The 26,320-nt window shown below is 58.2% G+C and carries 33 protein-coding genes and 1 pseudogene; 20 read left to right on the plus strand and 14 right to left on the minus strand.

What is annotated here, in order from left to right; all coding sequences use genetic code 11:
• Positions 1-734 precede the first annotated feature (734 nt).
• The 5 genes from RSO67_RS30245 to RSO67_RS30265 are packed head-to-tail and all read left to right on the plus strand — an operon-like array spanning position 735 to position 3,090.
• Entirely contained in the window at positions 735-1,112 is a 378-nt protein-coding gene (locus RSO67_RS30245) for a hypothetical protein (RefSeq protein ID WP_315844423.1), read from the plus strand.
• Between the two features lie 44 nt (positions 1,113-1,156).
• Entirely contained in the window at positions 1,157-1,606 is a 450-nt protein-coding gene (locus RSO67_RS30250; protein WP_315844424.1) for a hypothetical protein, read from the plus strand.
• On the plus strand, positions 1,606-2,052 hold the full coding sequence (locus RSO67_RS30255; protein ID WP_315844484.1) for a hypothetical protein: 447 nt from the start codon (positions 1,606-1,608) through the stop codon (positions 2,050-2,052). The genes RSO67_RS30250 and RSO67_RS30255 overlap by 1 nt, the downstream gene beginning before the upstream one ends.
• Before the next feature lie 16 nt (positions 2,053-2,068).
• Positions 2,069-2,791, plus strand: a complete 723-nt coding sequence (locus tag RSO67_RS30260) for an SOS response-associated peptidase (RefSeq protein ID WP_315844483.1) — start codon at positions 2,069-2,071, stop codon at positions 2,789-2,791.
• The gene (locus RSO67_RS30265) at positions 2,788-3,090 is read left to right on the plus strand and encodes a hypothetical protein (RefSeq protein ID WP_315844425.1); all 303 of its coding nucleotides are present in this window, start codon (positions 2,788-2,790) and stop codon (positions 3,088-3,090) included. The genes RSO67_RS30260 and RSO67_RS30265 overlap by 4 nt, the downstream gene beginning before the upstream one ends.
• A gap of 145 nt (positions 3,091-3,235) precedes the next feature.
• On the opposite strand, the gene RSO67_RS30270 is transcribed toward RSO67_RS30265, so the two are convergent.
• Positions 3,236-3,451, minus strand: a complete 216-nt coding sequence (locus tag RSO67_RS30270) for a hypothetical protein (protein WP_315844426.1) — start codon at positions 3,449-3,451, stop codon at positions 3,236-3,238.
• A 274-nt stretch (positions 3,452-3,725) separates the two neighbouring features.
• Between RSO67_RS30270 and RSO67_RS30275 the strand changes: the two genes are divergently transcribed.
• Positions 3,726-3,989: a hypothetical protein gene (locus tag RSO67_RS30275; RefSeq protein WP_315844427.1), complete on the plus strand. Its 264-nt coding sequence runs from the start codon at positions 3,726-3,728 to the stop codon at positions 3,987-3,989.
• 34 nt (positions 3,990-4,023) lie between these two features.
• On the opposite strand, the gene RSO67_RS30575 is transcribed toward RSO67_RS30275, so the two are convergent.
• Entirely contained in the window at positions 4,024-4,266 is a 243-nt protein-coding gene (locus RSO67_RS30575; protein WP_410001924.1) for a ribbon-helix-helix domain-containing protein, read from the minus strand.
• Positions 4,267-4,509: a hypothetical protein gene (locus RSO67_RS30280; RefSeq protein ID WP_315844428.1), complete on the minus strand. Its 243-nt coding sequence runs from the start codon at positions 4,507-4,509 to the stop codon at positions 4,267-4,269. It lies immediately after the preceding gene.
• Between the two features lie 134 nt (positions 4,510-4,643).
• Between RSO67_RS30280 and RSO67_RS30285 the strand changes: the two genes are divergently transcribed.
• The 5 genes and pseudogenes from RSO67_RS30285 to RSO67_RS30305 all read left to right on the plus strand — a co-directional run.
• Complete coding sequence (locus RSO67_RS30285; RefSeq protein ID WP_315844429.1) at positions 4,644-4,994, plus strand: hypothetical protein; 351 nt, start codon at positions 4,644-4,646, stop codon at positions 4,992-4,994.
• Between the two features lie 180 nt (positions 4,995-5,174).
• Positions 5,175-6,104, plus strand: a complete 930-nt coding sequence (gene ligD, locus RSO67_RS30290; protein ID WP_315844430.1) for a non-homologous end-joining DNA ligase — start codon at positions 5,175-5,177, stop codon at positions 6,102-6,104.
• Positions 6,104-6,295 (plus strand): hypothetical protein, encoded by a 192-nt coding sequence (locus tag RSO67_RS30295; protein WP_315844431.1) that lies wholly within the window; start codon positions 6,104-6,106, stop codon positions 6,293-6,295. The genes ligD and RSO67_RS30295 overlap by 1 nt, the downstream gene beginning before the upstream one ends.
• 784 nt (positions 6,296-7,079) lie before the next feature.
• Positions 7,080-7,337 (plus strand): DUF6894 family protein, encoded by a 258-nt coding sequence (locus RSO67_RS30300; RefSeq protein WP_315844432.1) that lies wholly within the window; start codon positions 7,080-7,082, stop codon positions 7,335-7,337.
• A 244-nt stretch (positions 7,338-7,581) separates the two neighbouring features.
• Positions 7,582-8,055, plus strand: a pseudogene (locus tag RSO67_RS30305) (alcohol dehydrogenase catalytic domain-containing protein); the annotation flags it as partial.
• 160 nt (positions 8,056-8,215) lie between these two features.
• Here RSO67_RS30305 and rpoH read toward each other — a convergent pair.
• Together rpoH and RSO67_RS30315 are read right to left on the minus strand one after the other, a co-directional pair.
• On the minus strand, positions 8,216-9,094 hold the full coding sequence (gene rpoH, locus RSO67_RS30310; RefSeq protein ID WP_315844433.1) for an RNA polymerase sigma factor RpoH: 879 nt from the start codon (positions 9,092-9,094) through the stop codon (positions 8,216-8,218).
• Positions 9,095-9,203: 109 nt separating this feature from the next.
• Entirely contained in the window at positions 9,204-9,656 is a 453-nt protein-coding gene (locus tag RSO67_RS30315) for an Hsp20 family protein (RefSeq protein ID WP_093760818.1), read from the minus strand.
• A 242-nt stretch (positions 9,657-9,898) separates the two neighbouring features.
• Between RSO67_RS30315 and RSO67_RS30320 the strand changes: the two genes are divergently transcribed.
• Positions 9,899-10,225, plus strand: a complete 327-nt coding sequence (locus tag RSO67_RS30320) for a hypothetical protein (protein ID WP_315844434.1) — start codon at positions 9,899-9,901, stop codon at positions 10,223-10,225.
• Between the two features lie 207 nt (positions 10,226-10,432).
• Here RSO67_RS30320 and RSO67_RS30325 read toward each other — a convergent pair whose 3' ends face one another.
• Entirely contained in the window at positions 10,433-12,982 is a 2,550-nt protein-coding gene (locus RSO67_RS30325; RefSeq protein ID WP_315844435.1) for an autotransporter domain-containing protein, read from the minus strand.
• A gap of 940 nt (positions 12,983-13,922) precedes the next feature.
• Here RSO67_RS30325 and RSO67_RS30330 point away from each other — a divergent pair.
• From RSO67_RS30330 to RSO67_RS30340, 3 genes are read left to right on the plus strand one after another with little or no spacing between them, the layout of a single operon-like run.
• On the plus strand, positions 13,923-14,381 hold the full coding sequence (locus RSO67_RS30330) for a low affinity iron permease family protein (RefSeq protein ID WP_315844436.1): 459 nt from the start codon (positions 13,923-13,925) through the stop codon (positions 14,379-14,381).
• Position 14,382: 1 nt separating this feature from the next.
• Positions 14,383-14,895: a DUF1003 domain-containing protein gene (locus RSO67_RS30335; protein WP_315844437.1), complete on the plus strand. Its 513-nt coding sequence runs from the start codon at positions 14,383-14,385 to the stop codon at positions 14,893-14,895.
• Positions 14,895-16,322, plus strand: a complete 1,428-nt coding sequence (locus tag RSO67_RS30340; protein WP_315844438.1) for a carbohydrate porin — start codon at positions 14,895-14,897, stop codon at positions 16,320-16,322. Before RSO67_RS30335 ends, RSO67_RS30340 begins: the two co-directional genes overlap by 1 nt.
• Before the next feature lie 51 nt (positions 16,323-16,373).
• Here RSO67_RS30340 and RSO67_RS30345 read toward each other — a convergent pair whose 3' ends face one another.
• From RSO67_RS30345 to RSO67_RS30365, 5 genes are all read right to left on the minus strand, one after another.
• A complete protein-coding gene (locus RSO67_RS30345; RefSeq protein ID WP_315844439.1) occupies positions 16,374-16,634 on the minus strand; it encodes a hypothetical protein in 261 nt (86 codons plus the stop codon).
• 310 nt (positions 16,635-16,944) lie between these two features.
• Entirely contained in the window at positions 16,945-17,124 is a 180-nt protein-coding gene (locus tag RSO67_RS30350) for a hypothetical protein (protein ID WP_315844440.1), read from the minus strand.
• A 25-nt stretch (positions 17,125-17,149) separates the two neighbouring features.
• Positions 17,150-18,088, minus strand: a complete 939-nt coding sequence (locus RSO67_RS30355) for a TAXI family TRAP transporter solute-binding subunit (protein ID WP_315844441.1) — start codon at positions 18,086-18,088, stop codon at positions 17,150-17,152.
• A gap of 340 nt (positions 18,089-18,428) precedes the next feature.
• Positions 18,429-19,109 carry a helix-turn-helix domain-containing protein gene (locus RSO67_RS30360; protein WP_315844442.1) on the minus strand — a complete coding sequence of 227 codons (681 nt, stop codon included), beginning with the start codon at positions 19,107-19,109 and terminating at the stop codon, positions 18,429-18,431.
• A 474-nt stretch (positions 19,110-19,583) separates the two neighbouring features.
• On the minus strand, positions 19,584-20,147 hold the full coding sequence (locus RSO67_RS30365) for a hypothetical protein (protein ID WP_315844443.1): 564 nt from the start codon (positions 20,145-20,147) through the stop codon (positions 19,584-19,586).
• Positions 20,148-20,511: 364 nt separating this feature from the next.
• Between RSO67_RS30365 and RSO67_RS30370 the strand changes: the two genes are divergently transcribed.
• The 5 genes from RSO67_RS30370 to RSO67_RS30390 all read left to right on the plus strand — a co-directional run bounded on the left by RSO67_RS30370 (position 20,512) and on the right by RSO67_RS30390 (position 22,105).
• On the plus strand, positions 20,512-20,742 hold the full coding sequence (locus RSO67_RS30370) for a hypothetical protein (protein ID WP_120286858.1): 231 nt from the start codon (positions 20,512-20,514) through the stop codon (positions 20,740-20,742).
• Positions 20,743-20,757: 15 nt separating this feature from the next.
• Positions 20,758-21,114 carry a hypothetical protein gene (locus RSO67_RS30375; protein WP_315844444.1) on the plus strand — a complete coding sequence of 119 codons (357 nt, stop codon included), beginning with the start codon at positions 20,758-20,760 and terminating at the stop codon, positions 21,112-21,114.
• A 38-nt stretch (positions 21,115-21,152) separates the two neighbouring features.
• Positions 21,153-21,416: a hypothetical protein gene (locus RSO67_RS30380; RefSeq protein ID WP_315844445.1), complete on the plus strand. Its 264-nt coding sequence runs from the start codon at positions 21,153-21,155 to the stop codon at positions 21,414-21,416.
• Positions 21,417-21,556: 140 nt separating this feature from the next.
• Complete coding sequence (locus RSO67_RS30385; RefSeq protein ID WP_315844446.1) at positions 21,557-21,832, plus strand: hypothetical protein; 276 nt, start codon at positions 21,557-21,559, stop codon at positions 21,830-21,832.
• A gap of 51 nt (positions 21,833-21,883) precedes the next feature.
• Positions 21,884-22,105, plus strand: a complete 222-nt coding sequence (locus RSO67_RS30390; RefSeq protein ID WP_315844447.1) for a hypothetical protein — start codon at positions 21,884-21,886, stop codon at positions 22,103-22,105.
• Positions 22,106-22,379: 274 nt separating this feature from the next.
• Here the strand turns inward: RSO67_RS30390 and repC are convergent, their stop codons facing one another.
• From repC to repA, 3 genes are all read right to left on the minus strand, one after another.
• Entirely contained in the window at positions 22,380-23,612 is a 1,233-nt protein-coding gene (gene repC, locus RSO67_RS30395; RefSeq protein WP_315844448.1) for a plasmid replication protein RepC, read from the minus strand.
• Positions 23,613-23,764: 152 nt separating this feature from the next.
• Positions 23,765-24,766: a plasmid partitioning protein RepB gene (gene repB, locus RSO67_RS30400; protein ID WP_315844449.1), complete on the minus strand. Its 1,002-nt coding sequence runs from the start codon at positions 24,764-24,766 to the stop codon at positions 23,765-23,767.
• A gap of 79 nt (positions 24,767-24,845) precedes the next feature.
• Positions 24,846-26,039, minus strand: a complete 1,194-nt coding sequence (gene repA, locus RSO67_RS30405) for a plasmid partitioning protein RepA (RefSeq protein ID WP_120286851.1) — start codon at positions 26,037-26,039, stop codon at positions 24,846-24,848.
• Positions 26,040-26,320: the final 281 nt, after the last annotated feature.

Raw genomic sequence — 26,320 nt, forward strand, 5'->3', positions numbered from 1 at the left:
TTTTTGGCACAAAGTGCACAGGACTTTCCCGGGCAAGCTTGCAAAATATTCCCTCATTGAGAGGCGGGCCATAGCGCCCCCCCCCCCGAGACTGGGAACATTACGTGACAGACTACCAAGCACGCTGCCGAAAGGTTCTTGAATTACATCGATCGGGGGTTCTTTCGTCGCTGATCGCAGAACGGTTTGGGGTTAGGAGCCCTGCCGTAAACCGGATGATCAGAGACGCTATCGCCAATGAGGAGAACGCGGCCCGCGAAGGTGACAGTTTACCCGCGATGCACGGCCAGACGAGGTGAGCTAACTTTTGATCTGGCTCAAGGAAACGTCCCATGCCGGATCGACTTTTGACTTCATGGCTAAGCGCGACCAATCGAACGAGACTGAGGCAAAGGAGCCCGGACCATCCCGGCTGGAGGAGGCGCGGCGGATTGCTGAGGAATACGCGAACGACCTTCGTGCGATCATTCGGAAGCTCATCAAGATGAACTAAGGCCGCCTCAGTGGGCGGCCTTACTTAGGAACATGCGCAATTACGGCGTGTCTAGCCGATCCAGCTTCGGCCTTGGCCAAAGCAACCGTCAGAGCTTCGCCGTGAGCAATAAACCCTGCCGTTATGGTCTTGGACTCCCAACGGAAGCTCCGAGCGCCCAAAATTCAACCTCTACGGACTCGACTTTTGTTCTTCTTATGTTCTAATCGAGGACATGAGCGATAGACCCGCGAGCTGGCGTATGCCCACGCCCAAACAGATGGAAAGGCTGGCGGCCCAGCCCAGCGGCCCGCCAGAGCCTACGGTCCCCCCGCCCGGCCCGGCAGACGATCTGCCGGAGGCTTATTGGGATTCCATCATCAGGGATCCGCGTGGACAGATCCGTACCCGCGTCCCTATCCAGCAACGGCGCTTATCTGAGATTCCCCGGCACGTCCTGCGAGTGTCCTGCCGTCGCTGTGATCGCATCGTTGAAATCCAGACCGTGGATGCGTTGCGCATCTACGGCGCACATGCGGTGTGGAAAGATGTCGGCATGAAGCTGCTCGACAACGGCTGCCAAGAACGCACAGGACGCCTGGAGGAGGACGGCTGTTGGCCGTCATTTGGGACACCGTAGCGCTTTTGATTTTTCATTTTTGACCGTCTCGCTTGGACGCCCATATGGCTCCGAAATATCACCCCACGCCCCTATCCGGCGGCGACCGCAAGGCTCTGAACAAAGAGCTGACGAAGGCGCGCGGCGTGACGCTGATGCTTGCACGTCAATCGGACGAGCTGCGCGCGAGGGGTGAAGCGCTGATCAGGGAAGCCGACAAGCTATCCTGCGAAAGCTGGAACGAGCGCATGTGGGCGGACGGCGAGCCGATCGATCCGTCACCGACCGTCGACCAGGCACTGAACGGCGGCTTTCCGTGGCTCGAGATTGAATGTTCAAGATGCCGGGCCAGGCGCGATGTCAGCCTGGCAGAGCTCCCGCACGTCGACACGACATGCATTCACGATCTCGCCACCCGCCTGCGCTGCCAGCGATGTGCGAAAAGCGGCAAACGCCCACTCGCGACATTGCTGCAGTTGGCACCCGGACAACGGCACGCGCCGGAGGGGCCGTGATGCCCGAACTTACCCGCCATCGCACCGATGCCCCACTTGAGACGTGGACAATCTGCTACGGCGACGTAGATGTCGGTACCATCTCTCAGCAAGACTGGAATCCGAGCTCGGAGAGGTCTGGCATTTGGAAATGGTCATGCGGCTTTTATCCGATCCATCGCGACCAATGTTTCGGGGGTGAGGCGCCAACCTTCGAAACGGCCCACGCCGCCTTTTTTGCCGCATGGAAGACATTCTTGTCACGACGCACAGAAGCTGAATTCGAGGCATCGCGCCGGCAGAGACAGTGGACCGCCAACAAATACGCGCTATGGGATGCTGGATATCGCAACAAACTCGGCAGAGGCCCGATCCGATGCGCCTGCGGCGCGATGTTCAACCCGGGCATCCACGAAGAGACCATGGCCCATATCGAACACATCACCGGAAGGCCTCCGGGAACGTAACGGACAGGAACGCTGCATGTGCAATCTGTATTCGATGACGAAGAACCAGGACGCGATCCGCCGGCTGTTCTCCTTCGACATCGACAGCACCGGAAACTTGCCCGCAATGCCGGGCATCTTTCCTGACTATCCCGCCCCGATCGTGCGCAACAATGCCGGCGCGACTGAACTGACGCTCGCGCGCTGGGGCATGCCCTCCTCGCAATTCGCTCAGATGCAGGCCACGAAGAAGCGCGCCGCCAAGCTCCAAGACAAGGGCATGCAGATCGACTTTAAGGAACTGCTGCGGATGGAGCCCGATAGCGGGACGACCAACATCCGTAATCTCGACAGCAAGCACTGGAAACGATGGCTAGGTGTTGAGGCGCGATGCCTGGTGCCGTTCACATCCTTCAGCGAGTTCAACAAAGCTGAGGGCGGTGACATCTGGTTTGCGTTCGACGAGGCCCGGCCTCTGGCGTTCTTCGCGGGAATCTGGACGAACTGGACGTCGGTTCGGAAGGTCAAGGAAGGTGAGACGACCAACGATCTCTTTGCCTTTCTGACCACCGAGCCCAACGCCGAAGTCGGCGCAATTCACCCGAAAGCCATGCCTGTCATCCTGACGACGCTAGAAGATCTGCAAGCATGGATGACGGCTCCCGCCGACGAGGCGATGAAGCTGCAGCGCCCTCTACCGGATGGCGCGCTTAAAATCATCGACCGCGGCAAAAAGAGAGACGAAGCCCCTATCCTATGAGCAAGCCGTTCGAGAAGCACATCAAAGACCGCCCCTATGCCAAGCCTGAAACCGCCGCAGCAAGACTGCTTGAAATCGCCAAAACGCTCCGGATTGACGAAGGCCGCATGCCGATCGGCGAATGGAATTCGACCTTCATATGGAAGGACAAGGCGAGCGTTGAGGAATACACGCTTGGCCGCGACAAGCTCATAGCGGACGGCATTATCAAACTGCACGAGTGCGGCGGGTTCTTCATGTGGAAGGACCAAACGCCCGAAGGTGAACTTCCCGGCACAGGTCAACCGCATGACGCCTAGCTCACTCTCGCTGTGCTTTGAAGGTCTGGTCGGGCGGCGCGCGGGTGCCAGAGTTGCGCAAGATCAGCGCCCCTCCGAGCACCAAAAGAAGAAATACGGCAGCTATTACATATGGCCTTTGCCGCATGGGACATCCTGACCGCAGTTAATTCGGCTTCGCGGGCAATTTGCCAAGGTCCTTTTCAGTCATAGGCGCATCAGTCGGTTTGACTTGTCCCGCCTCCTGCTCCCTTGCAGTCTGCGCGTGCTGCATATTCATGCCGACAAAAATCACGATGATCATCATCCCGACGATCACCGCCGCGATGACGGCGAACTTCCCTGCTCCGCGCGGTGGCGGCGTTGGCTGACCTGTCGGCATTATACTCTTTCGTTTCGCATCAGAGATCGAACCCTTCCGCTCGCACGATGTTCCGCCACTCCGTGCTGCGTTACGCCGCAGGGCCGTCTCGTAGCGCCTAGGATCGCTGCCCACGGAACGACACCGTCTGCTAATCATTGGGCCCTGGAAAAGAAGGCTCTAATGGCAAACGACATGCATACTGACGGCCGCGACCTTCGCAGCGGCACCTACGACCCGATTTCTCCTGCGGGGAAGCAGCAACCTCATCAAGTGAAGGATGCCCCGACGGCCCATGAGGCAGCTCAGCCTGGTGCTGATGTCCGAAGCCAACCGTTACCGGGCGTTGATGATCCCATCCCGGAAGGCCTGCTTCGCGAACGCAAAGGTCCGCTCAATTCACATACTGGCCGTCAGCCTTCAGATTGAGGCGGAACTACTCATGAAGTTTTTCAAACCGAATGACGATGGGAATGAGCCTGCGCCCCTGATACTCATCGGGATTGCCTTAATTCCGCTACTCGGTGTGCTGGGATGGGTCTTTGGGTTGTTTGGCTAAGCCCTCGGTCTAAGCCAAACAACCGTAGCTCTGCTCATCGCCTTCGCGTCTGCTTATAATGGTTTAGCGCAAAAATTCGCAGAGCCGACGACAGGTTTGCTCTATCGCGGCCTTCAGCGATGACATTGATAAGCTCCGTCAGCCGCTGTTCACGCTCGGCAGCGATCTCCTTGATCGAATCCCAGAACTCATCCTCCAGACTTACGCTTGTCTTGTGTCCGTCAATCATAACCGACCGCTTACGAACAGGAGTTGCCGAGTCGTTAGGGCTCGCCACCTACTTTTTCTCCCGCCTAACCCCCTTAAACTTCTTCACCACCGTCGTCTTTTTAGCGGTCTTCTTTGCGGCAGCGGCCTTCTTCGGGGCAGCTTTCTTGGCCTTCTTGACGGCCATGAACTCGCCGGAATTCTTGTCCCGCTTCGTCCAGGTAGTGGCACCGCCCATCGTTGTCTTGGTCTGGCTGCGCTTTTTCACGGCGCCTTTTCGGGCATTGTCGCCCGTCGGTTTGTTCGTAGCCATTCTTGTCGCCTCCCGAGCACCGCAATACCGCGGCCAACTGAAAACGAGAATTCTATCAACTAGTTCCCGGCATCTTCGGAACGAATCACCAGCAGCAAGCTTGAATCCGCCGTCAGTTGCGTTGGAGTTCCAGTATGCGTCAGTCCCGGTGGACACCCTCTATTGTGCCGAATGTCGGCGATCAGAACGTATACCTCGTCCTGGACTGCTTTGAGCGATCTGGATGCGCGTGGCGCGAGGCCGACGCAGGGGAAACCGATCTAGAGACCGTGATCAAAGACCTTATGTCCGGCCAGTACAATGATCCGCAGCGGGTCGTTGCCTTCAATACATTCGAGCATTGGGCTGACGACGTGTCCGAAGACATTGCTCGGGAGATCAGGCGCCGCGCCGACGCTGCCCATGAAGATGTCTCATCGACTATTGAAGATTTCGTCATCCGCCATGCCGGCCGCGAGCGACAGTTGAATTTGAGGCTCGCATGACCAATCCCCGGGCCGTCCGTTATCGTCGACTAGCCCTGGCGGAAAAGGATCAGGACACGGCTCGCCTGCTCCGTTTGCTCGCTGACGAAGCGGAGCGAGGCATTCTATGCGTCTCGCCGCAGACGCTGAGAAATCCGGCGCCGCAACCATCTGCAGTACCCGAAGCTCCTAGGCCGTAAGATGCCCTATCCTAAACCGAAAGTCCCGGAAGGTGGCGTGAAAGCGGCCTTCCCGGGATTCATTGCGCCCGCGCTGGCATCTTCGATCGGCAAGGTGCCGTCGGGTGACCGCTGGATACATGAAGTAAAATTCGACGGCTATCGCGTGCAATTGCACATCGCGAACGAAGGCATTCACATCTACACGCGCCGCGGCCACGACTGGACTGATCGTTTCAAGAAGATTGCGACCGATGCTTGGCATCTGAAAACTAAGTCGGCAATCATCGACGGTGAAGTCGTTGTGCCAGCCGAGGATGGGACAACAGACTTTGCTGTCCTGCAGAAAGTGCTGCGCGCCGGCCGGCCCTCGGACCTGCTTGTGATGTATGCCTTCGATCTCCTGTATTTAAACGGGTACGACATGCGGAAAGCACCGCTGGTCACGCGAAAGGCCGAGTTAGAGAAGGTGCTTAAGGGCACCGATATTTTGCTCAGCCAGAGCTTCGATATCGACGGCGCACACATGCTTAAGACCGCGTGCGAGATGGGCTTGGAAGGCGTCGTCTCGAAGCGGCGCGATAGCCGTTACACATCCGACCGGACTGACGCCTGGGTCAAGATGACATGCCGACAGCGCGAAACTCTGCAGATTGTCGGCTTTTCTCTGAAGGATAACCGCTTCGACGGACTCTACGTAGGCCGCCAGGACGGCGACCAACTAATCTATGCCGGCAAAGTCGATCACGGCTTTACCCCCGGCACTGTTACCGACGTTCGCAAGCGCCTGGCACCGTTGGTGCAGAAGGCTCAGGCCTACAGTCAGAAAATTAAGAAGCCTAACGCCGTCTGGGTGAAGCCATCGCTATTGGCGGAGGTAGAGTACAGGGCGAGATCGGCCGAAGGAAAGCTACGCCATCCGGTGTTTAAAGGATTCCGGGAGGATTTGTGATGCGCGACATCGACATCATCAACAAGGCCGTGGAAGACGCTCAGGCTGTGCTGCGCGACTATATCCAACCTGGACCGCGCGACTCGCTGGACACCCTCGCGCGCATGCTCGAGATTCTGGACCATCAAGATGTCGTCGCCGCTCAGGAGCGCTTGCGGAAGGGCTATGGGCGCCTGAGAGTTGTACTATAAGAAACGCGTGGCAAAGAAACGAAGAAGACCGCGAAAAAGGCGGCAGCAGCCTGACCTCGTCGGGATTGGACCGAGGCTGAGCTGAAAGACATGAAAACGCTGGTGAAGCGGAACACCAGTGGAGGTGTCCTTCCCGGATAGTCGCAAAAAAACGCCCGCCACCATCGCTGGTGCCGGTCAATTAAACGGGACTAAAGCGCGGACAGGTCTTTAGGCGCATTGCCATACCGCTCGATGATCTCGGCGCCACCGTATTGACCTTCATCTCGCCAGTCCGTTGAAATGCTATGGCGCCGACGTACTTGGAAGTGTGGCTGAGCGCTCGCGCAGTGGCCTTGGCTGAAAGCGCTGACTGACACTCGATAGGTTCACCGGGCACCGGCCCATCGGGGCCCGGGGCGAAGGGAAGCGCGACATAATAGGTTGTTGATGCCATAGGCAGTTTCTCCGACGGCCACCATAGACCGATCGAATAACAAAAAAGCCGCCCGGACATGACACCGGACGGCTTTCTGATGCGGGTTCCGGCGCGATACGCCGTCCGGTTCCGCCGTATTCATTTCGACTTTGGTTAGTCGCATCGTTATTTATCTCGTTTGTGTTGTCGATCAGCCCATCGGGATTAATCCTAAATATCCAATCGCTAAGGCCACCGGATCACCGAGCGCTACCAGCAAATCGGAACTGGCCGAAATAGGCCGCTCGCTATTTCAAAACAGGCCCCTCTTTTTGGAATGTCGGCATCCGGACCGACAGACCTTAAAGCTGGCCGATAGATTCCGGGATGCCCGACTTCTATTTCAAAATCGGGGGCGGATTTTCCAATATCGATCACGTCGGACCGATAGACGTGATCGACAAGTTAGCCGCGCGCGAAGAGGCCGCTTCGGTGCTGGCGGATTTTGCCCGGGACATCGCTATCAAACTTACCGTTATCCCTGAGTGGAGCATTGAGGTTCTGGACGAGTTCGGAAAACCTATCTTCAGAATAAGGGTTATTGCCGAGATCCTAGGAGCGGAACGAGGTCGCTTGCACATTTAAGGAGGGGCCACGCTCGCCTTCGCTCAGCTTGCGGAGAACGCACTGCCGCCGCAAATATGATCAGGGACGTGGTTGACCATCTGCGATCGCCCCGATCCGTTCAGCATCTGTCGCACTTCTTCTCGAACCACTTCCCTGCCGGCACAGTCGCCAAGGCAGAGGCCCGCATATCCCCCGATCACAAAACAAGCGAAGCAAGCGGTCAAAGTGATCCACATCGCAGGGCCTCCATTCTTCACGAAGCATAGTGCATAACCATCAACGTCGAGAGGTATTCTCGCAACGTCCGGATCCGAAAATCCAGCATCCCCGCGATGCGATCATCAAGATAACTGCGTGTGCGATCTGCGGCTCCGATCTGCATTTGCTGGACGGCTATCAACCGACAATGAAAGAGGGCGACATTCTCGGCCATGAGAACATGGGAGAAGTGATCGAGCTCGGGTCGGAAGTCACCAACCTAAAGATCGGCGACCGTGTCGTTGTCCCATTCACCATCAGTTGCGGACAGTGCTGGTTCTGCCAGAAGGATCTGTTTTCCTGCTGCGACCGCACTAATCCCAATCATGAAGTCGCCGCCAAAGCGATGGGCCAGTCGCCCGCCGGCCTGTTCGGTTTCAGCCACATGCTCGGCGGTTATTCTGGCGGTCAGGCTGAATTCCTGCGCGTGCCGATGGCTGATGACACCGGCATAGAAACCGGACCAGTTGTAACCGACTGCGACGGGAGCCGCCGGAGCCCGTCATGTCTCCACCGTGGAACCGGCAAGCACTGTGACGTACCGCCCGCCGCGCCGACGACAAGATCCGCGCCTTCGGCCCGCACACATTGCGAGAGTTAGTCGAAGCAACACCTCCGAATTTCGCAACCATTGTCGTTCACTTGACGTCAGCGCTCGCTAGCGAAGCTGCATATGATCGGGCCTTTTCCAGCGCTCTGACTTCCACCTGACGTACCCGCTCCCGCGAAATCTTCAACTCTGCGGCCAGCTCGTCAAGGGTAAGCGGAGTATCCGCTAGCCATCGTGCTTCGATAATTCGCTGCTCCCTCGGTTTCAGCTGGTCGAGTGCTCGCCTGAGGATCTGCCGCCTCCAGTTGAGCTCGCTGCGTTCCGCGACATCGTCTTCAAAATTAGACGTCGGATCAGCCAAGCACTCCTGCCATTCAGCTCCCTCTTCGTCATTCTCTCTTGCAGTTGCGTTGAGCGACATGTCGCCGAGGAACCGCCGGTTCATATCGATCACCTCGCTCTCGGGAACGTTCAAGCGATGCGCAATCGTTGCGACATGGTCGGGCTGCATATCGGCTTCCTCGAGAGCTGCGATCTTGCTCTTCAAGCGACGCAAGTTGAAGAACAGCCGCTTTTGAGTCGAAGTAGCGCTGATGTGGACAATCGACCAGGACCGCAGGATGTAATCCTGGATCGTTGCCTTGATCCACCAGGTCGCGTAGGTCGCAAGTTTAAACCCTTTAGCCGGATCAAATCGTTTCACGGCTTGCATCAGGCCGATGTTGCCCTCCGAAATCACGTCGGCGATAGGCAACCCATAGCCGCGATAGCGCATCGCCAGTTTAGCGACCAGCCGGAGATGGCTGGTCACAAGATGATAGGCAGCTTCCCGGTCGCCGTCTTCGCGCAATCGCTTCGCGTAGGCGACCTCTTCTTCAGGTTTGAGGAGAGGAAACTGTTTGATCGCGGTGAGATAATTTGTGAGGCCTTCTCCACTGGCCAGAGCTGGAAGTGCGAAATGGGTCATCCCCGTCTCCTGACAATTTCGCGAGTGATCAGCGCGATGCCAAATGTCACGCAGGTCCGCGACGGCCGGAGCCGTCGCGGACCCATTGCATAAAGCGATCGATAAGGCGTCAGGCCGCCCTGGCTTCAAGTTGCTCGACGTTAGAGCGAGAAGCGCCGTTGATTTCGATCTTACGCGGCTTCATGGCCTCGGGAATCTCCCGGATCAGATTAATCTGCAGCAGGCCGTTCTCGAAAGTCGCGCTGGTCACCTGGACGTGGTCGGCGAGGTTGAACTGCCGCTTGAACGCACGACCAGAAATGCCCTGGAACAGGAAGTCACGCTTCTGTTCGCCCTTGCGGCCCTCGACCGTCAGAACGTTCTGCTCTGCCGTCAAGCTGATCTCATCCGGCGAAAAACCCGCCAGAGCCAGCGAGATGAGGTATCGGTCATCCCCGACCCGTTCAATATTGTATGGGGGAAAATGGTCCTCGTTGGCGCGCTGTGCGGCATCAACAAGGTCAAACAGGCGGTCGAAGCCAATGCTTGAGCGCCAAAGCGGAGCAAAGTCATAAGTCTTCATAGCCAAATCCTCCAATGAGCAAGATGGGTATGAGCAGGCGCCGGACACCCCCGGCGTCCGCCTCACACTGGACCCAACCTCTGGCGTCCAGCAGCACTAAAATAAAAAAAACAGCGAGAAAGTTTCAAGGGGGTACCGCAAATTTTTTTGGGCTTCTGCCAGGGCGATGTTCTTGACCTGCCGGCCGACCGCTCTACATCGCTCATCGCCGTCTTAAACAGAAAGGAGCAAAGGAGACGACCATGAAATCGAACCAGACACTCTTCGACATTCATGCAAATTCACTTCTGGCAGCAACCTATAGCGATCCGTCAGAGGTGCTCGCCAACCCGTTCCTCTCAAGCCTCGAAAAGCGCTGCGTGCTGGCGGCTTGGGCGTCGGACGCATTCGCCGTCGAGGACAGCCCGTGGCTGAGGCAACTTCCCGGTTCTCCATCTGCTATCTGGGTGGGACACATCCTCAGTGCGTTGAGAGAGCTCGATGAGGAGGATGATCCTCCGCCTTTGAGCGGCGCGCCGGCGCAGCGGCTTCCCATGTTAGAAGAGCCCAAACTGGCGGTCGGCTTTTAGGCTAACGTCGAGCCATGACGTAGTTAGGGACATCATCTCGATGCTGTCGAGACACTTGGTGACGAGCCCGCCGTGGGTGCGGCGGGCTCAAACCTAAGTCACGTGCGCTGCACCGACAGGATCTGGCGCAGCTAACCGCGCATGATTGCCGGTCAGCGCTTGGCTTGTAGAGCATCCAGCCTCATAAGTTTTCGCTTCGCAGTCTCTTCACCAGGAATAGCGCAATGCGCCTTTGCCAGCGTAACCCTGGGTCACGTCCGAGAACTCTCCTTCGAACGTGCCAGCGATGGACCAGCCATTCATCCACTTCAGCTCCGCGGATGCCGTCGTCAACGCTGCGTTACGCGCCTGCGCAGCGCCGCTGACTACGAAGCTCGCGCCGGGCAACGCCTGGAAGGTTGCGGCGACATTGCGATCGGGATTGTAGTCATGCGCCCAGGCGGCACGACCGCGCAGCGTCAGGATCGCCTCGGTGAGTACGAACGACTTATCGCTGCGCAGGCCGAGCTCGGTCCGCATAGAGGTGACGCTCTTACCTGCATAAGCGAGCGCAAACGTCGTCGCGCCGCTGGTGCCCGTCTCCGCATAGGAAGGCAGATCCAATGCGGTCACCTGCACGGCGCCGTAAGGCGTGAGCCCGACATCCGATAGCCACGGCGTGGTGAAGCGACTGCCTGCCTCGACGCGCCCCGAATAGGCGTTCGCATTGAAATTCGCACGCAGCCGCTCAAAGCCCGCCGCGGCAACGGTGCGATCGGTCGTGATGTCCTGCCAGCCATAGGCGGCAGCGGCTGTGACATAAGCAGAGCCCACCGTGTGCCGCACGAAGGCGCCGGCTTGGAAAAGATCCGAACGGCCAGAGCCGCCGCCATTCACTGAGAAATTCGTGCCGCCACCGGCGAGCGAGAAGCCTGTCATGGTGCTCGGCGAGAACCAGTAATCCGCGCCGACCGCTGTGCCATAGAGGCTCGAAGTGGCGTTGTTCGATCCAGTGACAGTGCTGCCATCCGTGCCGCGCGAGCCGCCGAAGCCGGCAGCCCACACATTCCAGCGCTCCTGGAAGACAGGCGCCACCGGCAGCGACTTGGTGATCGCGGCAAACGCATCGGTCGGCTTGCGCTTGCTGGCATAGCTCAACGCCCCATCCGCATAAGACGTGACACCGGTCGCGTCATTGCCACGCCCCGCCGAGAATGGATCGGTCATCATGCTTATGAAGATGCCCATCGCGTCGAATGTTGTCTGCTGGCTGCTCGCGCCGAGTTCACCCGACGCCTGCGACAGGCCTTTCGCATCAAGAGCGCCAAACACCAGCGGGAGGCCGCCGGCGCGATTGAAGAAGCCGACCAACGCATTGCCGACAGCGGCCTGGTTTCGGTTGAACGAAATAGAGATCGGCAATGGAAATAGCTCTAGATTGAGGTAGGCATTACTGGCGTCGTAGCTGAGCCTAGACTCGAAGCTAGTCGGTAAATTGGTATTGACCTGCGTTCCGAATGTTCCTGTTACGCCGCCCGCCGCATTGACGATCGTGTATTTCTTTTCAACGTAGGCGCCGGGTGCAAAACTGGCATTTACCGTCGCGCCACCCAGCGTTGCTGTACCGGCGATATTCACACGATCAGCACTATTGGGCGTCACTTCAACCATATATGTCGACGCTGCGGTCATCACGAGATTCCCCTGCACGGTGAGGGTGCCGATGGAATTGCCTGGCGCGAGCGTGCCGCCACTCTGCACTGTCACCGCACTGTTGATGGTGCCGGCTCCCGACAGCGTCGCGCCGTTTTGCACTGTTACCGCGCTCGCCAGCGACCCGTTGATGCGCAGGTTCCCGCTGCTGACTGTTGTGGCACCGGTGTAGGTGTTGGCACCGGTGAGCTCGAGAGTAGCTGCTCCTGTTTTGGTCAGCGCGCCGTTGCCGATAATCACCCCGCCGAAGGTTATACTGTCCGAACGATTGAAAACCAGCGTTCCGTTATTGGTTACATTGCCTACTATCGATCCCGCCATGCCGCCATCGCCGATCTGCAGCGTGCCGCCCGTGATCGAAGTGCCGCCGGAATAAGTGTTTGCAGCAGTGAGGGTGAGCGTACCCGCCCCTGACTTTATAAGCGAACCAGACGATGAGCTGAGCGGCGAAGCGAAGGTGAGGTTCTGATTATTGGTGTCAATGCGAAATTGCTGGTTTGCAGCAGAGCTAAATCGGCCAGAATAATCTGTCGTATTCGAAGAGCTGAACTGGAGCGTGCCACCTGCAAAAGAAAGCGCTCCTGCCGAGCCGAGCGCGCCAAGGCTCCCGAGAACTAATGTACCACCGGCGAATGTTGTGCCGCCTGTGAAACTATTAGTCCCCCCCAAAGTCAGGGTATCGTTTGTTGATATTCTCAAACCTCCGGTGCCAGTAATAACGTTATTCAGGACGGCCGGTCCGAAGACACCACTGTTCAGCGACAAAAGACCAGTCACAGAGATGTTGCCGATAATTGTTCCAGCGCCCGTCGCATCCGACAGTGTGAGACTGTTAGCGCCGCTCAGAAAACTGATCGCATCAGCCTGAATTCCGTTGCCGCCATATCCGCCAGTTATGGTACCCTTATTAGTAATAGTGAGGTTGGAGCCTACGATGCCAATGCCGCCCGCGCCTCCGGCCCCGTACGCGCAACACCCGCTAGCCACGAAGGCGCCCGCGAGACCTCCGTCGCCTCCCCGAATTGAGTTAGTGACGGAAAAATTGGCGCTATCGAGCAAAAGCAAACCAACTCCGCCACTGCCCCCGCCGCCGCCGTAGAAATAGCCATACCCCCCGATGCCACCATCTCCGCCCCTTATGGCATTCGCAAGCGCTCCTAGAGCGCCGCTCCCTGTAACGACTGCACCAAAGCCGCCAGCTCCGCCGCCGCCACCGTCACCGTCACTGGAGCTTCCACCGGCGCCGCCATTTCCCCCTGTTGCTGTTGTGCTGGGAAGCACGGAGCCAACGTAGCCATGAGCGCCGCCGCCACCGCCGCTAGCGCGAGAGCCTATTCCGCCACCTGTGCCTGCCCCGCCGGCGCCACCTGGCCCTGTGCCGCCCGTGCCGCCAGCCCCACCGTTTGAAGCATCGCCGCCCTTTCCGCCGGTAACGCCCGCACCGCCGCCAGCGGCGCCCTCGTAACTTTCTGAAGTGTTTGAGCCGGCGCCGCCCGCACCATTGGCACTATCTGAGCCACCTGCAGGAGCGCCAGCAGAGTTTCCTATGCCGCCGGCGCCGCCGTTCGCGCGAGCGTCGCTCACGCTTAGCGCCACACCGACAATTGCAGCGCACAGGAGTGCATATTTTAGGATAGTAGCGGACATCTTCATTGACTAATCGACGCAAGCATCGTCCCGATTACCGCCCTGCACGACGGTAATATGTTCGGTAATCCGAATTTCGAAAAATGTCTGTGATACTTCCGCCACAGCGGCTTCACTTCTCCTTAAACAGCGCCCAGCCCCCAAATGGAGCTTTGTAGTTCATCGGGCGTTCCCTGTGGAAATGCTTGCCGCAAATATCCAAGGAACGCCGACACGCGCGCATGCCGACGCGAAGGCGCTATGCCGCGGCGGGAACCAGCCCGCAGAGCCGCAGTTCGCAGCTGCGAATATCAAATGACTTTCCACGATCTGTCGATCTGTGCTGAAGTGTCGCACATGCTTCGCGGAGAGCGCACCTGTGCCTGACCATTCCAAGGCGGACCAAGCCAACGGCTTCGCTCGCTTTTTTGGAGACATTGCCAACAAGACATCACAGGCGGCAGGCCGGGCAACCACCTTCATGCTGGCCTCGGCCGTGATCGTGATTTGGGCGGTCACAGGTCCGATTTTTAAGTATTCGGATACGTGGCAACTGGTCATCAACACGGGCACCACCATTGTCACCTTCCTGATGGTTTTTCTGATTCAGAATTCCCAGAATCGCGACAGCGCAGCGATTCAAGTCAAATTAGATGAGCTAATCCGGGTCAGCACGGCCCACAATTCCTTCGTTGGCATTGAACACCTTACCGACGAGGAGCTCGAGGAAATCCGCTCCAAGTGTGAGCTGCGAGCACAAGCGGAAAAGGTTGGCGAAGATTCGGTTCAGCGCACCGGCGAGAAGGCCAGAAGGGCCGCCGACAAGGCGGTCGGTTAGCTTGTCCTCCGCGCAGCCAGTCAAACGCTCAGGTTCGGAAGCTCGCAATATCGAGTCCATCCTAAAACTTGAACATGACGATCAGCAGTCGATGTCGGCGCTGCAAAAGTCATTTCATGCGGTCGGCTGGTTTGTCGGTACCGTGTATTTCATTATTCTCCAGTGCTTCTGCCTGGTCGTATGGGTGGTGCTGAATGCGGGCCCTCTCAGTCTCCCGAGCCCCTTCGATCCCTACCCGTTTCCGTTATTATCAGCCGTGCTCGCCCTGGAAGCGGTGTTGCTCACGTCCTTTGTGCTGATCCGGCAAAGCGCCAATGATCTGCAATCTGACCGTCGCAATCACCTTGACCTGCAAATCAACCTGTTGGCTGAAGAGGAAGCGACGGCGATCCTCCGGCTCCTGCGTAAGGTGGCCGAAAAGCTAGATGTCCAAGAAGAGCAAAAGGTCGATGTCCTCGCAGGCGAAACCAATGTGGAAAAGATCGCCCAACATATCCGCGCGCGGGAAGAGTGATGGTTTTCGCTGCCGACCCGGTCCGGCGTGCCCGCGGCCGTCTGTGTCGCCTTTGCATATACATGCTGCTTGGATGCATCGTCCCGGCGGGCGTTTGGGCGCAGGAAGATAAAAAGACTGACGACGACAAGCCAGCCGATCCGGATACTGGCCAGAGCACCATCGAAGAGACGACACTGGGAGTGCTGCCAAATCCCTTTGTTGACCGCGGCATCAAGTTCGCGGCCACGTACATCGGGGAGACGCTTAGGAACGTTTCCGGCGGCGCCCGTCAGGGAGCTATATATGAGGGGCGTCTCAATCTCGCCGTCGACGCAGATCTCGAAAAACTTATTGGCCTGTCGAAGCTGACATTTCACGCCAACGTGTTTCAGATTCACGGAGATGGGCTGTCGCGCAGCTATCTCCAGAATTTTATGGTGGTGAGCGGCATCGAAGCCCTGCCGACTACACGTCTGTATGAAATGTGGTTCGAACAAAAGTGGGGTGATAATATCGCGTCGCTCAAAGTCGGGCAGTTGGCGGCCGACAGCGAATTCTTCAACACCAAATACACAGACGTCTTTACGAATGCCTCGCTTGGTTGGCCGGCGATTACGTCGATCAACCTTCCGAGCGGCGGTCCATCGCCACCCCTAGCCGCGCTCGGAGCGCGGCTCCAGGTCAACCTGTCGGAATCCTGGACGGTTCAGGGCGCAATTTTTAATGGGGATTCCTCGGGGCCCGGAACGGACGATCCCCAGCTGAGGAATCGCTACGGCGTTAATTTCCGTATCAACGATCCCCCGCTTCTGCTGGGTCAGCTGCAGTATGCGTGGAACAATCACAAAGGTGATGAGCATCTCGCCGGGACCCTAAAGCTCGGCGGCTGGCGTCATTTCGGCGCTTTTCCGGACGAGCGCTATGCGGTTGACGGGCGATCTCTGGCGGACCCCAATACGTCGGGTGTTCCCGCGCAGCTATCGGGTAACTACGGTTTATGGGCCGTCTTGGAACAACAGCTGTACCGTGTTCGGGGCAGTGACGATCGCGGCGTCGGTGTCTTTGCGCGAGCGTCTTTCAGTCCGTCCGACCGCAACCTGGTCGATTTCTATGCCGATGGCGGACTCGAATGGATCGGGCCGAGCGACGCGCGGCCGAACGACAAGTTCGGCGTCTCGATTGGTTACACACACGTCTCACGGGAAGCTCGCGCCCTGGACGCAGATTACCGCCTATATACCGACCCGTCTTGGCCCGTGAGAACGTCCGAGGTCATGATCACGACAGCCTATCAGTACGAGATCCGCCCTGGCTGGTCCCTGCAACCCAATGTGCAATACATCGTCCGGCCGGGCGGCGGTGCAACGAACCCGTTGAGCTCAACGCCAGGTTTGGTCTTGAAAGATGCCGCTGTTCTCGGTTTGCGGACTGTCCTGAAATTCTGAAACTTGCAGCCGCACTGTCTCGGTGCAACAGCTAAAAATATTGGGCTTGCCCTAGCGGGCAGTGAAACTCCCGCCCGTGATTTGAAGAGGGTATGAGCCGTCGATAGAGACAGTAGTCCCCGGGCGCTGGAAGGTTGCGTCCTTGTTCGTGTCCGGCTCCTCCAGCGTCGCGACGCCGGGCAGTTCGCGCAGCAGCGCAGGCCGTGCGACGAACATCTGGCGCGCCAGCGAGACTACACTAGTCTCGGCCTGCAATTTTGGCGCAAAAATGAGGCGATCGACGCTGACCGTCTTGATCTTGCCGTCGAACATGGCGGCGTCCGTATTGAAGGTACTATTCGGGGATTTTCGCGAATCAAAACACTGGAAGGCCAGAAAGGGTTTAGGCCGATATCAGGGTGTTACTTGGTTTCGATAAGGCCTCGGGCAGTTGCCCTCGCCTGCCGAATGCCAACCAGCGGCTTTCCTAATTGTCGCGCTTTGTTTTGGACCGCCGTCGCCGGCCGCCCGAGGGCCGCAGCGGCTCGCAGCACTGTTGCGCCGCTTTCGGCGAGGCTGATCAATCGGTCGACGTCTTCAGGCGTCCAGGTTTTGTTAATCGCGCGTCTGGCCATCGCATCCCTCAGCTAATCTTCCGGTATCCCGCCTCAGTCAACTTCACCTGGTCGTTCACCACCTCGACTAGCCCCATATCGAGGAGCTCGCTCAATTGGTCTTCTGTGATCGGTGACATCTTTAGTCGGTTGGCGTAGATGTCGCGGAGCGTCCAGTCGAGCTCAATATCGTCTTTCCAGTTTCTCATAAAAATACCCCGCTCGAAGGGATTACTACTCTGAAGCGACTAATTTCTGCAAGGCGCGCCGATCGGCCAAAACTTGGCGCCTGTCGGAAACAGCAAAGTGGAATTGCTCGAGAACGAGCCCGAACGCCAGCAGCGCAGCTTCTTCGATTGCTCCGTCTTCGTAGCAGTCGAGTGTTTCTCGCAACACGTCATCTATCGCAATCTGCATATCTTCGAGCTCTTGAGGGGTGGTCGCCTCGCGCGACGCTTCAATCATGTCCAGCACGCGATCGCGGGACGCGAGATAGGCATTTGTCTCATCACGCTTCAAATAGCTGCGTAGCCATGCCCCCCCTGAGCCCAAGCCGGACAGCAACAACAGCCCACCCCACAAAAAATCGCTATATCGCTCTAGGAAGGTGCGATCCGTGCCATCGATATATGCGGCAGCTCCCCGGTGCGCTGGAATCGTTGCATCCTTGTCCGTGTTCGGCTTCTCCAGCGTCGCGATGCCGGGCAACTCCCGCAGCAGCGCGGGCCTTGCGACGAACATCTGGCGCGTCAGCGAGACGACGGTGGTCTCGGCAAGCGATTTAGGCGCAACAACGAGGTGGTCGACGCTGACCGTCTCGATCTTGTCGTCGGGCCTAGCGGGGGACGTGCTAAACGTACTTCCCGGGATTTCCGCGGATTCAAACGCTGGATGCTTTTGTGCGATAGCCTCCGATACGTCAACGCTCAAGAAGTGCGGCTCACCCCGGCTGCGCGCGGTCAACGCGATTGCATCCGCTGATACTTTGCTCTGGAGCGGCCCTACGGCCATGAAGGCATCATTCCTGGAATCCTGCGCCATCGCCGCGAGATCATTGGTGCCGTATTGCACCATCTCGATCTTATCCGATGCGACGCCGGCCTCGGCCAGCAGCAGTCTGAGGAGCGAGGGGTTTGCAGAGGTCTTACCGATGATGGCGATACGTGCAATCACACGTGTGAATGCGTGCACGCGTGTACCGCTTGCTAGGTGATCTACTGGCGAAATTCCAGGGGCTGCGTCCCCGTGTAGCGCGCAAAACAGCCCGTACGGTCCCTTGATGGGGGGTGGGATATTGCCCGGGACCAATGCGACACGCCATGCCTGCCGACGTCTAAAGCAAGACACCAGCAAGCCGCCTGGTTTCTTACTTTCGAGATTTTGTAGGCCGGTGTTCATGCTCGGTGTCTCATTGGAAGATGTGTTTGTCGGATTGCCCAGTGGGTAAGCGGGCGATTGGAATGCTGGCCGCGGCGAACCGCCGCTCGCCGCCGATAGCGACCGCTGGCGTCCATCACGGCGGCTGCGCGATACGAGCTTCCAGGGCGGCCGCCGCGAGGGTGCGCTCGTCCAGCTTGCCTTGCCTCTCCAATGTCGTGAGGGTCGCCCGACGGGCATCGGAGAGCGCGCCCAGGACGAGCCAGCCGTCAGATCCAAGGCGCCTGGCTATGCGGTTTTGTACGACTTCGGTCGCCTCATGCTTCCCTTGGAAAGCCTGCAAGCGATCAACAGCCGCTTGAGCAACAGTTTTCACTATAGGTTCTAATATAGGTTCTATTGAAGGTTTATACCGCAAAGCTTGCGGCATGGTCGTCGGGCCCAGTGCGGCATGGTCACCGTTCTCAGTGCGGCATGGTGATGTCGGCGGCAGCGCGTCCCGTTCCTTCTTTGGCGACACCGCTTTTTGCGGCTTGGTCATTTCTGCAACACTCAGGCTGAGATGGTAAACTCTTCCAGCCCACTGACCGCGCGCACCCTGCCGGCGCTCAACTCTGACGAGGCCGAGCGCAACCAGCTGCTTGATGCGGCGCTGAACGGTATCGACGCTCTGCTCTGTGCCCGAAGCTAAGGTCTCCTGCGTCGGCCAGCAGATTCCGCGCTGGTCAGCATAGTTGGCCAGGCCCAAAAGCGTGAGTTTTGTCGCTGCCGATCCAGTCTCCTGTTTCAGCGCCCATGCGACTGCTTGCCAACTCATCCGGCGCCCCCATCAGGCTTGCAAGTGGGTGCCGAACAAGCTGCATCGAACAACTCCGCCAGGAAGCGTGCTCGAGCGGCAGGCGATGATGCCCGCCATAGAGCCCGCAAAGCGTCCAAGTCGCCCGTTGTACCGGCGGCCCTGCGCATGCCCTCGCGGATCCGTTCCCGCACGGCTGGATTAGCCATGCGGGCTTTGGTCGCCTCGCTGACAGCTGCGCGCTTTTCAGGGTCGTTCCATCGCTCGCGATGACTTCCAGCGATCTTCGCTCGTGTTTGGGGCGAATGCTTCCAACCACCTGGTTTCGTCATCGCGAAGCCCCGGGAATAATAGTTAGATGGTGGTTTGTACCGAGCCGATCTGTTGCTGGACCTTGCATTTTGTTGCGCCGATTTGCGTCAGGCAGCCGTGCTATCGTGGTCTCGCCTGTAACGGCAAGGTCGACCGGAGTCCTCATGACAAAAACCATGGGGTTCACCCTTCTTGCCAATACTCATCGAGATCGATGGCATTCAGCTCCGCTGCGATTCTCATTCGAGCGGCGATCTCAGAGATGTTCACGAGGAGAACGCGGCGGATCGGCGCGCGCTTCGGGAGATCTTGTATGACCCCCTGAAATCGGACAACGCGGTTGTCGTCTCCCAACGACAACGCGAACTTCCTGTCGTGTTCGCGAGCCCCCAGACCGACCCCTCTGTCGATGAGTCCGCACATGATTGGGTCGTTAACCGGCTTCCCCGCGGCTATGCGAAGGCTTGTTTTTGCGATGGCCGGAAAGATGCTGCGATGGAGCGTCGGAGGAACGATGTAACACGACCATGCGACCTGCGCGGCGACTTCTCTCGATAGGCCACATGAGTGATGAAACTCCAACGCCATCATCAGCAGAAGTGTAGCTTCCGGAAGATAGCCGCGCCGTCCATCTGACGTTTCGTAATCATCGTGCTTCGGAACGTGACCGCGCTTTTTCAAGGACTTGAAGGTTTCAATATCCAGCCCGGCCAAAAGACAATGCTGCTCGCGGGTCAAAAGAATCATTCTACGAATCCTATGAAGGGGGCATTACGCCCCCTTCATAAACGAAGCGAAAGGCAAAGACAACGCATAAGGGGGCGCGCCGCCCCCTATGCAGTTCTATGTCGCTCACTCGATGAAAGGATTGTCCAACTGAGGAGCATTTCATGCGCACCATGCATGAACGGAAACTGTTCCACAGAGGAACAGTATTGGCCTAGCGCAGAATTTGCGTCGTTTGACCGTCACGCGGATAAACCGGTGACTTGGACCGCAAAGATCAAGCTCATCAAGCGAGCCCGGTGCGAGCCCCCGCCCTGGCTGGCCCGTACCGACCTGGAACGATTTGCCGATCACTCGCTTGTGCTGCTGGAGCGAGGACCGCGAAATGACCGATGCAACCTTACCGCCAGCGTACGAGCCGGCCGAAGATTTGAAGAACGTCGTCGTCGAGGGCGTCAAAGACGCCGCCGACCGCGTCAGCGCAGCGATCGACGAAGGCCGCAAGCCGGGCCGTCCACTGGACATCCTGGCAAGGGTAACAAGAGACGCGCCCTTGGGGGCACTGCTCGTCGCGTTCCTCTTTGGAGCAGCTCTGGCGCGCCGGCACCGTCGGTAGTTGCGGTCAAGTGACATGAGCCGTGACCCTGCGCGTGAACTCGCCAACGGCCTTTTGAAGCTGGGCGCGATAAATCTTGAGATTGGGGTTTTGATGACTGAGGCGGCTTGGGCAGCGAGCGGCTCTCGGTATACGGCACAGTCAGCTGCGGTCAGTCAGGATCCGACACCTACCGACGCTCAGATCGAAGCGGTTGCGCTGGTGATCGAACAAGAACTGCTCGGCAACTTCGAACTCGGCTTTCAGGCTATGCTTCGATTGAATTATCCGAATGATCGCCTGCGGGAAATTGCGGTCAAAGCGTTGAAGGCCGCGCACGACGCGGCCGCCGATGAATTGCAACGGGCGAACACTGGGAACGATGCTAAATAGACCGCGTTTTGATGTCACCCTGCCCGACCAGAGCCGACATGTTTGCATCACCCCTCGTCGGAATGACTGAAGCGCCCCTCCTCACCCTCGAAGCAAGTCGGGTCGTCGCCCTGCGTATGCAGGTTTTGATGCTTGGCGGGACGGCTGCTTGGGATGAGGCTGATTTGATGGTTCGCGAAAAGACAGTGGCCTTCAGCCAGGCTTTCCTCGATCTTGCGGGCGGGCCATCCCAGTCAGCCGTCTACTCCGATCTCAGAGCAGTGGTGAGAGACAACTACGACAGACTGTCGGCGCCCTCCTGATAAGGTCGAATAACCGATCGTGGTGACGCCAAGCGCCGCAGCCCTTGGCATCCCGTTGAAACGAAGCGTCTACCTGTTCCGGATCGGAACAGGTAGACGACGCCGATCCGTACGTACGTACGGCTAGGAACGATGCTTCGATGCGGCCGTTCACTGAAAAAGCGGAGCAATCGATGAAGGTGGCGCTTTCAAAACAGGAACTGGAGCGCGAGGCTCTGGCTGAAATGCGTACTTTCCCCGGCTGCGAGTCGCTGAGGGCGGTCGACGTCGAGTACACCGATGATCTTAGAGCCGACACGAACTGGACCCTGTACGCATTTGCAGAAGGCGGGATCGATGCGGACGTGCTGCATCGCGCTTTGGAGACCACGGTGGACAAGCTGCGCCATCAATACGAATTGCGCGCGCCTGAGTGATCCCCTACTAGTTGGTCCATACCTACCGCACTCCGACGGACGCTTCCCTCCATGCCCCAAACGACTGCGACCGCGGACGAGTTGATCTGGCTTTTTCACGAGTGGCTCGCGGGCACGCCGCTGCGCAACGCCGGGATCGCGATTATTCCAATCGGCCGCGGCAATTGGTCCGCACTCACGAATGCCACCCAACGCCGTCACCACCCTGATCTCGCGACGACCGTAGCGCGCATTGAGAAGCAGCTCCGCGCACGCTTCCGACTGAAAGACTGATCTGCTCGCGCGCGCTCGGAATTGCATCAGCTTCGACGTCCTTCCAACACGGCAAGCGGTCCCGGTTAAGCTCAACAGTCGCGCACGCTATTTGCCAGATGGATGCGGCCCCAATCTCGATAGAAACCTGTTCCGCACCGGAACAGGTTAGGCGATCCTCCGGCCCAGCCGCGCGAGGTGGACCGGTCGTGAGATGCCAGCCTCGGCCCACCTCATCGGTTGAGTGCTGTACTCTTCAGGAACAGCACTTGCGGCTTCACCGATGATCACCGCGTCACGCCCGCCGCTTTTCACGAAGCTTCGAATTGATCTGCGACATCAAAATCGGTCCGAGCGAGAACTCCCCGTCCCTCGCCTTTTGCGTCAATCCGCGCAGGTATCCGCCGGCAGATCTGATCGCCTCGCCGCGCTGCAGGATGCAGGCCACCACGATTGCGGCCGGCGTTTCGCCCAGCACCTTCTCGGCCTCCTCCCAGGCGCTTGGACTGATCCCTAGCATCGACCGGATGACCGCGGCGGTGGCGAGAAAATCGCGCCAGTTCGCAATCCCGCTTTTGGCGTAATCGACGATGTCGGGGCAAGCGTTCAGCACCATCCCTAACGGATAGGTCGCTTCCACCCTCGCATCTGCCGGCGGCTTTGTCTCGAGAGTTTCAGCCCTGCCTTCTGCAAGGCTAGGTTCAAGATCAATAAGGGGGTCTGTATTTGAACTCTGTATGTGACGCTCGGAATGGGACTCATTGGCGCTCGTATTCTTGGATTTGATGTGTGTTTCGAGAAGATTGAGGACGTCGTCGGCGAGCTGCGAAAGCTCCTCGGCAATCGGCTCAAGTTCTTGCCTGGTCGCCGTCCGCGGAATCCCGTCTACGATGGAGCGGAAGGCCGTGTGGACTTCCTGCCAGTCGGCCGGGCCCTGCCCTCCCCGACGTGTCGGGACACCATCCTCGATGCCCGTAGCGATCATCTTGGCGATGTCGCGCCGGCATAGCGTGATCCGTTCACGGACAAGCTTGAGTGCCCGCGCTTCCGCCTGGATCTCGGCGGCGAGGCCTGCGAACTCTTCCGAGCGGACAACCAGCGGGGACAGGTCGAAGCCGAAGGCGAATTCGATCTCGCCGGCAGTGCCCTTGCGGGCGTAGCGCTTGCCGTTGGGGCTGTCGCGCCGAACGACCAAGCCAGCATCGACCAGCACGGCAAGATGGCGCCGCAACGTGGATGCCGGCATCCCGTGTGCGCGTAACGACAATTGATGGTTGGACGGGAAGACGATCAGATCACCCTCCCCTGTCAATGTGGTCTCGGGATGAAATGTCAGGAGTGCATTCAGCACCGAGAGCGATCGCTCGGAAACCGCGAGCCGTGGTCGGGCGGCACAGATGGTCTGATAGACCTTCCATTTGTGCACGACCTTCTCAGGCGGCCTCTCAGTGGCCACCATCTGGGTTGCCACATGGGCAAGCGTCAGCGACCGCCGCCCAAAGGGCGTCGTGGGGGTATGCGTATTCATATGTTCGCCCTCAGTTAGGGCAAAAGAAATCCGCTCGCCGAAAACGGCGCCAAGACTTGACAGTGATTCGCGGAAGTGTGATTCTCAGAGTGCCAACTTAGAGAAGGGCTTCCGGAACGGCGACGTGACGGGGGCCTTTTTCTTTTGCTCGTCTAATCTCCTGTTTTCTTCTTCGCTCGTCTGAAATCCTGATAAATGGACTCCAGGTTGTTCAAAATCCAATCGCCGAGTTGCGGCCCGTCTTTAGCCGACAGCGCAAGGGTGTAAGACTTTCCGGAACGCCTGCCTGAGACCTTTACGGATTGATCCGACGGCGACCAGGTCGTCGGCTTCGCAAGCTTTGGCCCACCTTGAGGTTTGCGTTGGGATTGCAGGTGGCTCAACAACGTGTTGAAGCGGTCATCCGATTGTGCCTCGGCAAATTTCTCGCCCTCAACGAAGGCGACGGCCTTGGCGGCCATCGTCGGCGTCTGCACAATTTTCTTGAGTTCCTCCCAACGGTCGCGGCCGACACCTTTTGCGGCGCCGATAGTCTCAAGCACGGCGTCCGGGATCAACTCCGCGACAGAGAGCATGCGCGACAGCAAGGTATCGTCGATGGCCAGCGCCGCCTTTATCGTGTCCTTGCCGTAGCTGAGATCAGAAAGACGCCTTGCAAAGCGCGACTTCTCGATAAACGAAAGATTGGAACGAGCAGCATTTTCCTGTCCCTGAGCGACGATGGCAGTAGTGTCGTCCAGCTGCTTGATCACGGACTTCACCTGAAGTCCGAGCTCAAGCGCGACTTTCAGCCGCCGGCGCCCGAAGACAATGATGTAACGGCCCGCCTCCTTGGGATGAGGCCGCACTAGGATCGGGGTATCTTGGCCGCGGGCTTGAATGGCCTCTAACAATTCTTGATACTCTTGATCATCTGCCTGGATGCGATCGAGGATCGGCGACTGGTCTACCAGCGCGGGGTCGAGGCTGACGATAGTTTCGCCTTCCATCAACCTTTGGGATGCTTGTGCGAGTTCATCCAAAGAGCGGCGCATAGCGCCAGAAGCACCGCGCATCGCATAGTCAGCGCGAGCCGTCGTAGCCCCAGCTGGAACCTCAGGCCCCCGTTGCGTCGCATCAGCGCCAGAGAGGGTGCCGAGCAAATTCTTCCTCATGACCGGTCTCCCCATCGAGGAGCTAGACAGTTGATCCAATTAGGAAATCTGGCGTCTTGCACGGCTGTCAATTTAGCGCTCATCGCCGGCCCCATGCGCTATGAATCAAGCTGGCGATTTCGCTGTTGACCGCGTTCATGCTTTCAACGGCGCGCTCGTAAGTCGAGCGGATGAACTGCGACTTCTCTACCTCGTAAAGCGACTGTTTGGTGATGCCGGCATCCGAGATAGCCGTTGATTTTAACATATGGTTGGAGAGCACATTGCCGGCGAACATAGCCTGCATAAACCCGACCATCTGCGCCTGCGGCCCGTCGGTCGGCTCAAAGCGCGTAACGAGATAACGAAACCATTTGAGTTTTACGGCGGCGCCAGCACCCTTAATCGATTGCAGGATGCCCCCGAGCATCAGCAGAAATTGCGACATCGATAGGATGTCGAGCATCTGCGGGTGGACGGTGATCAGGACCGAGGTCGAAGCCATCAGCGCCGTAAGTGTGAGATAACCAAGCTGCGGAGGGCAATCGATCACGACCACATCGTATCGGTCGTCCACGTCCTTCAAAGCCGACGATATGCGCGTAAAGAATGTTCGCCCTTCGTTGGAGCTGCGGTCCGCTGCAGCAAGAGGCGTCTCGTATTCGTATTCTTGAAGTTCGAGGTTGGCCGGCACGATGTCCAGCCCAGGAAAGTTCGTAGGACGGATCGTTTCTCTGATCGACTTTCGGTTAGAATCGTAGCGTAGGGCCTCATACAGCGACGGGTTTTTGTCGAGTTCCGGTTGGATCCCATGGAGAGCCGAGAGCGAGGCTTGGGGATCCAGATCGATTACGAGAACACGATGACCAGTCAGCGCCAGATATTGCGCGAGATGGGCGGCCGTCGTCGTCTTGCCCGAACCGCCCTTGAAATTTACGACCGATATGACTTGCATCGACTCCCCTGCCCGGCGCCGGGGTACGTACCGTTTGACATCGGCCCGCCCGTTCTTGTCCAGGAATTGGCGAAGCTCCATCATCTGCTCGGCCGTGTAGGTCCTCCGTCCCGACGGCGTGGTGGCGGGTTCAGGCCCCTTTCCTTCGAGGTGGATTTTTTTGATGTGACTGGCGGTGACGCCTAAGAATGCAGCGACTTCGGCCAGCGAGAATCCACGAAGCCCTTTGGTGGCATCAGGCGGGAACTGCTCGAATCGCAATATGTTCAGCTTCTCGGAGACAAGCTCACCCTGCTGCAGGATGGTCGTGTCAAAATCGATATCTGTGTTCGCATCCATTAGACCAGTCCCAAAAAACGCTTTTCCGACGCAAATCACCGTTCAAGTGTGAATGTGCCCGATTCTTGAAATCCGGCAAGGATTTTTCCGTTAATGAAAGGTTAACGCGCCAAATTCGGGTCTACGGCGGATTGAATCGCGAGTGCGCGGCATGACGGGGCCGGAAGCGGCGAGTTTACGTCGAGATCTTGCCTGCAGTGAGCTCGATAAGAGCGTCATATAGCGCCCAGAGCGCAATGGAAGCATTGTGTACTTCATTGAAATGACTAGGATATTTTGGA

This window comes from Tardiphaga sp. 709 (genome assembly GCF_032401055.1).
Classification (GTDB): domain Bacteria; phylum Pseudomonadota; class Alphaproteobacteria; order Rhizobiales; family Xanthobacteraceae; genus Tardiphaga.

Excerpts from the sequence above, each read along its gene's own strand:
- RSO67_RS30320 (WP_315844434.1), top strand. The coding sequence starts at position 9,899 with ATGAAATCGAACCAGACACTCTTCGACATTCATGCAAATTCACTTCTG.
- RSO67_RS30365 (WP_315844443.1), bottom strand. The coding sequence starts at position 20,147 with ATGATTCTTTTGACCCGCGAGCAGCATTGTCTTTTGGCCGGGCTGGAT.
- RSO67_RS30385 (WP_315844446.1), top strand. The coding sequence starts at position 21,557 with ATGCGGCCGTTCACTGAAAAAGCGGAGCAATCGATGAAGGTGGCGCTT.
- RSO67_RS30380 (WP_315844445.1), top strand. The coding sequence starts at position 21,153 with ATGTTTGCATCACCCCTCGTCGGAATGACTGAAGCGCCCCTCCTCACC.
- RSO67_RS30275 (WP_315844427.1), top strand. The coding sequence starts at position 3,726 with ATGAGGCAGCTCAGCCTGGTGCTGATGTCCGAAGCCAACCGTTACCGG.
- RSO67_RS30285 (WP_315844429.1), top strand. The coding sequence starts at position 4,644 with ATGCGTCAGTCCCGGTGGACACCCTCTATTGTGCCGAATGTCGGCGAT.
- RSO67_RS30260 (WP_315844483.1), top strand. The coding sequence starts at position 2,069 with ATGTGCAATCTGTATTCGATGACGAAGAACCAGGACGCGATCCGCCGG.
- ligD (WP_315844430.1), top strand. The coding sequence starts at position 5,175 with ATGCCCTATCCTAAACCGAAAGTCCCGGAAGGTGGCGTGAAAGCGGCC.
- RSO67_RS30295 (WP_315844431.1), top strand. The coding sequence starts at position 6,104 with ATGCGCGACATCGACATCATCAACAAGGCCGTGGAAGACGCTCAGGCT.
- repA (WP_120286851.1), bottom strand. The coding sequence starts at position 26,039 with ATGGATGCGAACACAGATATCGATTTTGACACGACCATCCTGCAGCAG.
- repB (WP_315844449.1), bottom strand. The coding sequence starts at position 24,766 with ATGAGGAAGAATTTGCTCGGCACCCTCTCTGGCGCTGATGCGACGCAA.
- rpoH (WP_315844433.1), bottom strand. The coding sequence starts at position 9,094 with ATGACCCATTTCGCACTTCCAGCTCTGGCCAGTGGAGAAGGCCTCACA.
- RSO67_RS30340 (WP_315844438.1), top strand. The coding sequence starts at position 14,895 with ATGGTTTTCGCTGCCGACCCGGTCCGGCGTGCCCGCGGCCGTCTGTGT.
- RSO67_RS30280 (WP_315844428.1), bottom strand. The coding sequence starts at position 4,509 with ATGGCTACGAACAAACCGACGGGCGACAATGCCCGAAAAGGCGCCGTG.
- repC (WP_315844448.1), bottom strand. The coding sequence starts at position 23,612 with ATGAATACGCATACCCCCACGACGCCCTTTGGGCGGCGGTCGCTGACG.
- RSO67_RS30315 (WP_093760818.1), bottom strand. The coding sequence starts at position 9,656 with ATGAAGACTTATGACTTTGCTCCGCTTTGGCGCTCAAGCATTGGCTTC.
- RSO67_RS30375 (WP_315844444.1), top strand. The coding sequence starts at position 20,758 with ATGAGCCGTGACCCTGCGCGTGAACTCGCCAACGGCCTTTTGAAGCTG.
- RSO67_RS30370 (WP_120286858.1), top strand. The coding sequence starts at position 20,512 with ATGACCGATGCAACCTTACCGCCAGCGTACGAGCCGGCCGAAGATTTG.
- RSO67_RS30245 (WP_315844423.1), top strand. The coding sequence starts at position 735 with ATGCCCACGCCCAAACAGATGGAAAGGCTGGCGGCCCAGCCCAGCGGC.
- RSO67_RS30250 (WP_315844424.1), top strand. The coding sequence starts at position 1,157 with ATGGCTCCGAAATATCACCCCACGCCCCTATCCGGCGGCGACCGCAAG.
- RSO67_RS30350 (WP_315844440.1), bottom strand. The coding sequence starts at position 17,124 with ATGAGAAACTGGAAAGACGATATTGAGCTCGACTGGACGCTCCGCGAC.
- RSO67_RS30300 (WP_315844432.1), top strand. The coding sequence starts at position 7,080 with ATGCCCGACTTCTATTTCAAAATCGGGGGCGGATTTTCCAATATCGAT.
- RSO67_RS30255 (WP_315844484.1), top strand. The coding sequence starts at position 1,606 with ATGCCCGAACTTACCCGCCATCGCACCGATGCCCCACTTGAGACGTGG.
- RSO67_RS30345 (WP_315844439.1), bottom strand. The coding sequence starts at position 16,634 with ATGTTCGACGGCAAGATCAAGACGGTCAGCGTCGATCGCCTCATTTTT.
- RSO67_RS30390 (WP_315844447.1), top strand. The coding sequence starts at position 21,884 with ATGCCCCAAACGACTGCGACCGCGGACGAGTTGATCTGGCTTTTTCAC.
- RSO67_RS30360 (WP_315844442.1), bottom strand. The coding sequence starts at position 19,109 with ATGAGTTGGCAAGCAGTCGCATGGGCGCTGAAACAGGAGACTGGATCG.
- RSO67_RS30265 (WP_315844425.1), top strand. The coding sequence starts at position 2,788 with ATGAGCAAGCCGTTCGAGAAGCACATCAAAGACCGCCCCTATGCCAAG.
- RSO67_RS30270 (WP_315844426.1), bottom strand. The coding sequence starts at position 3,451 with ATGCCGACAGGTCAGCCAACGCCGCCACCGCGCGGAGCAGGGAAGTTC.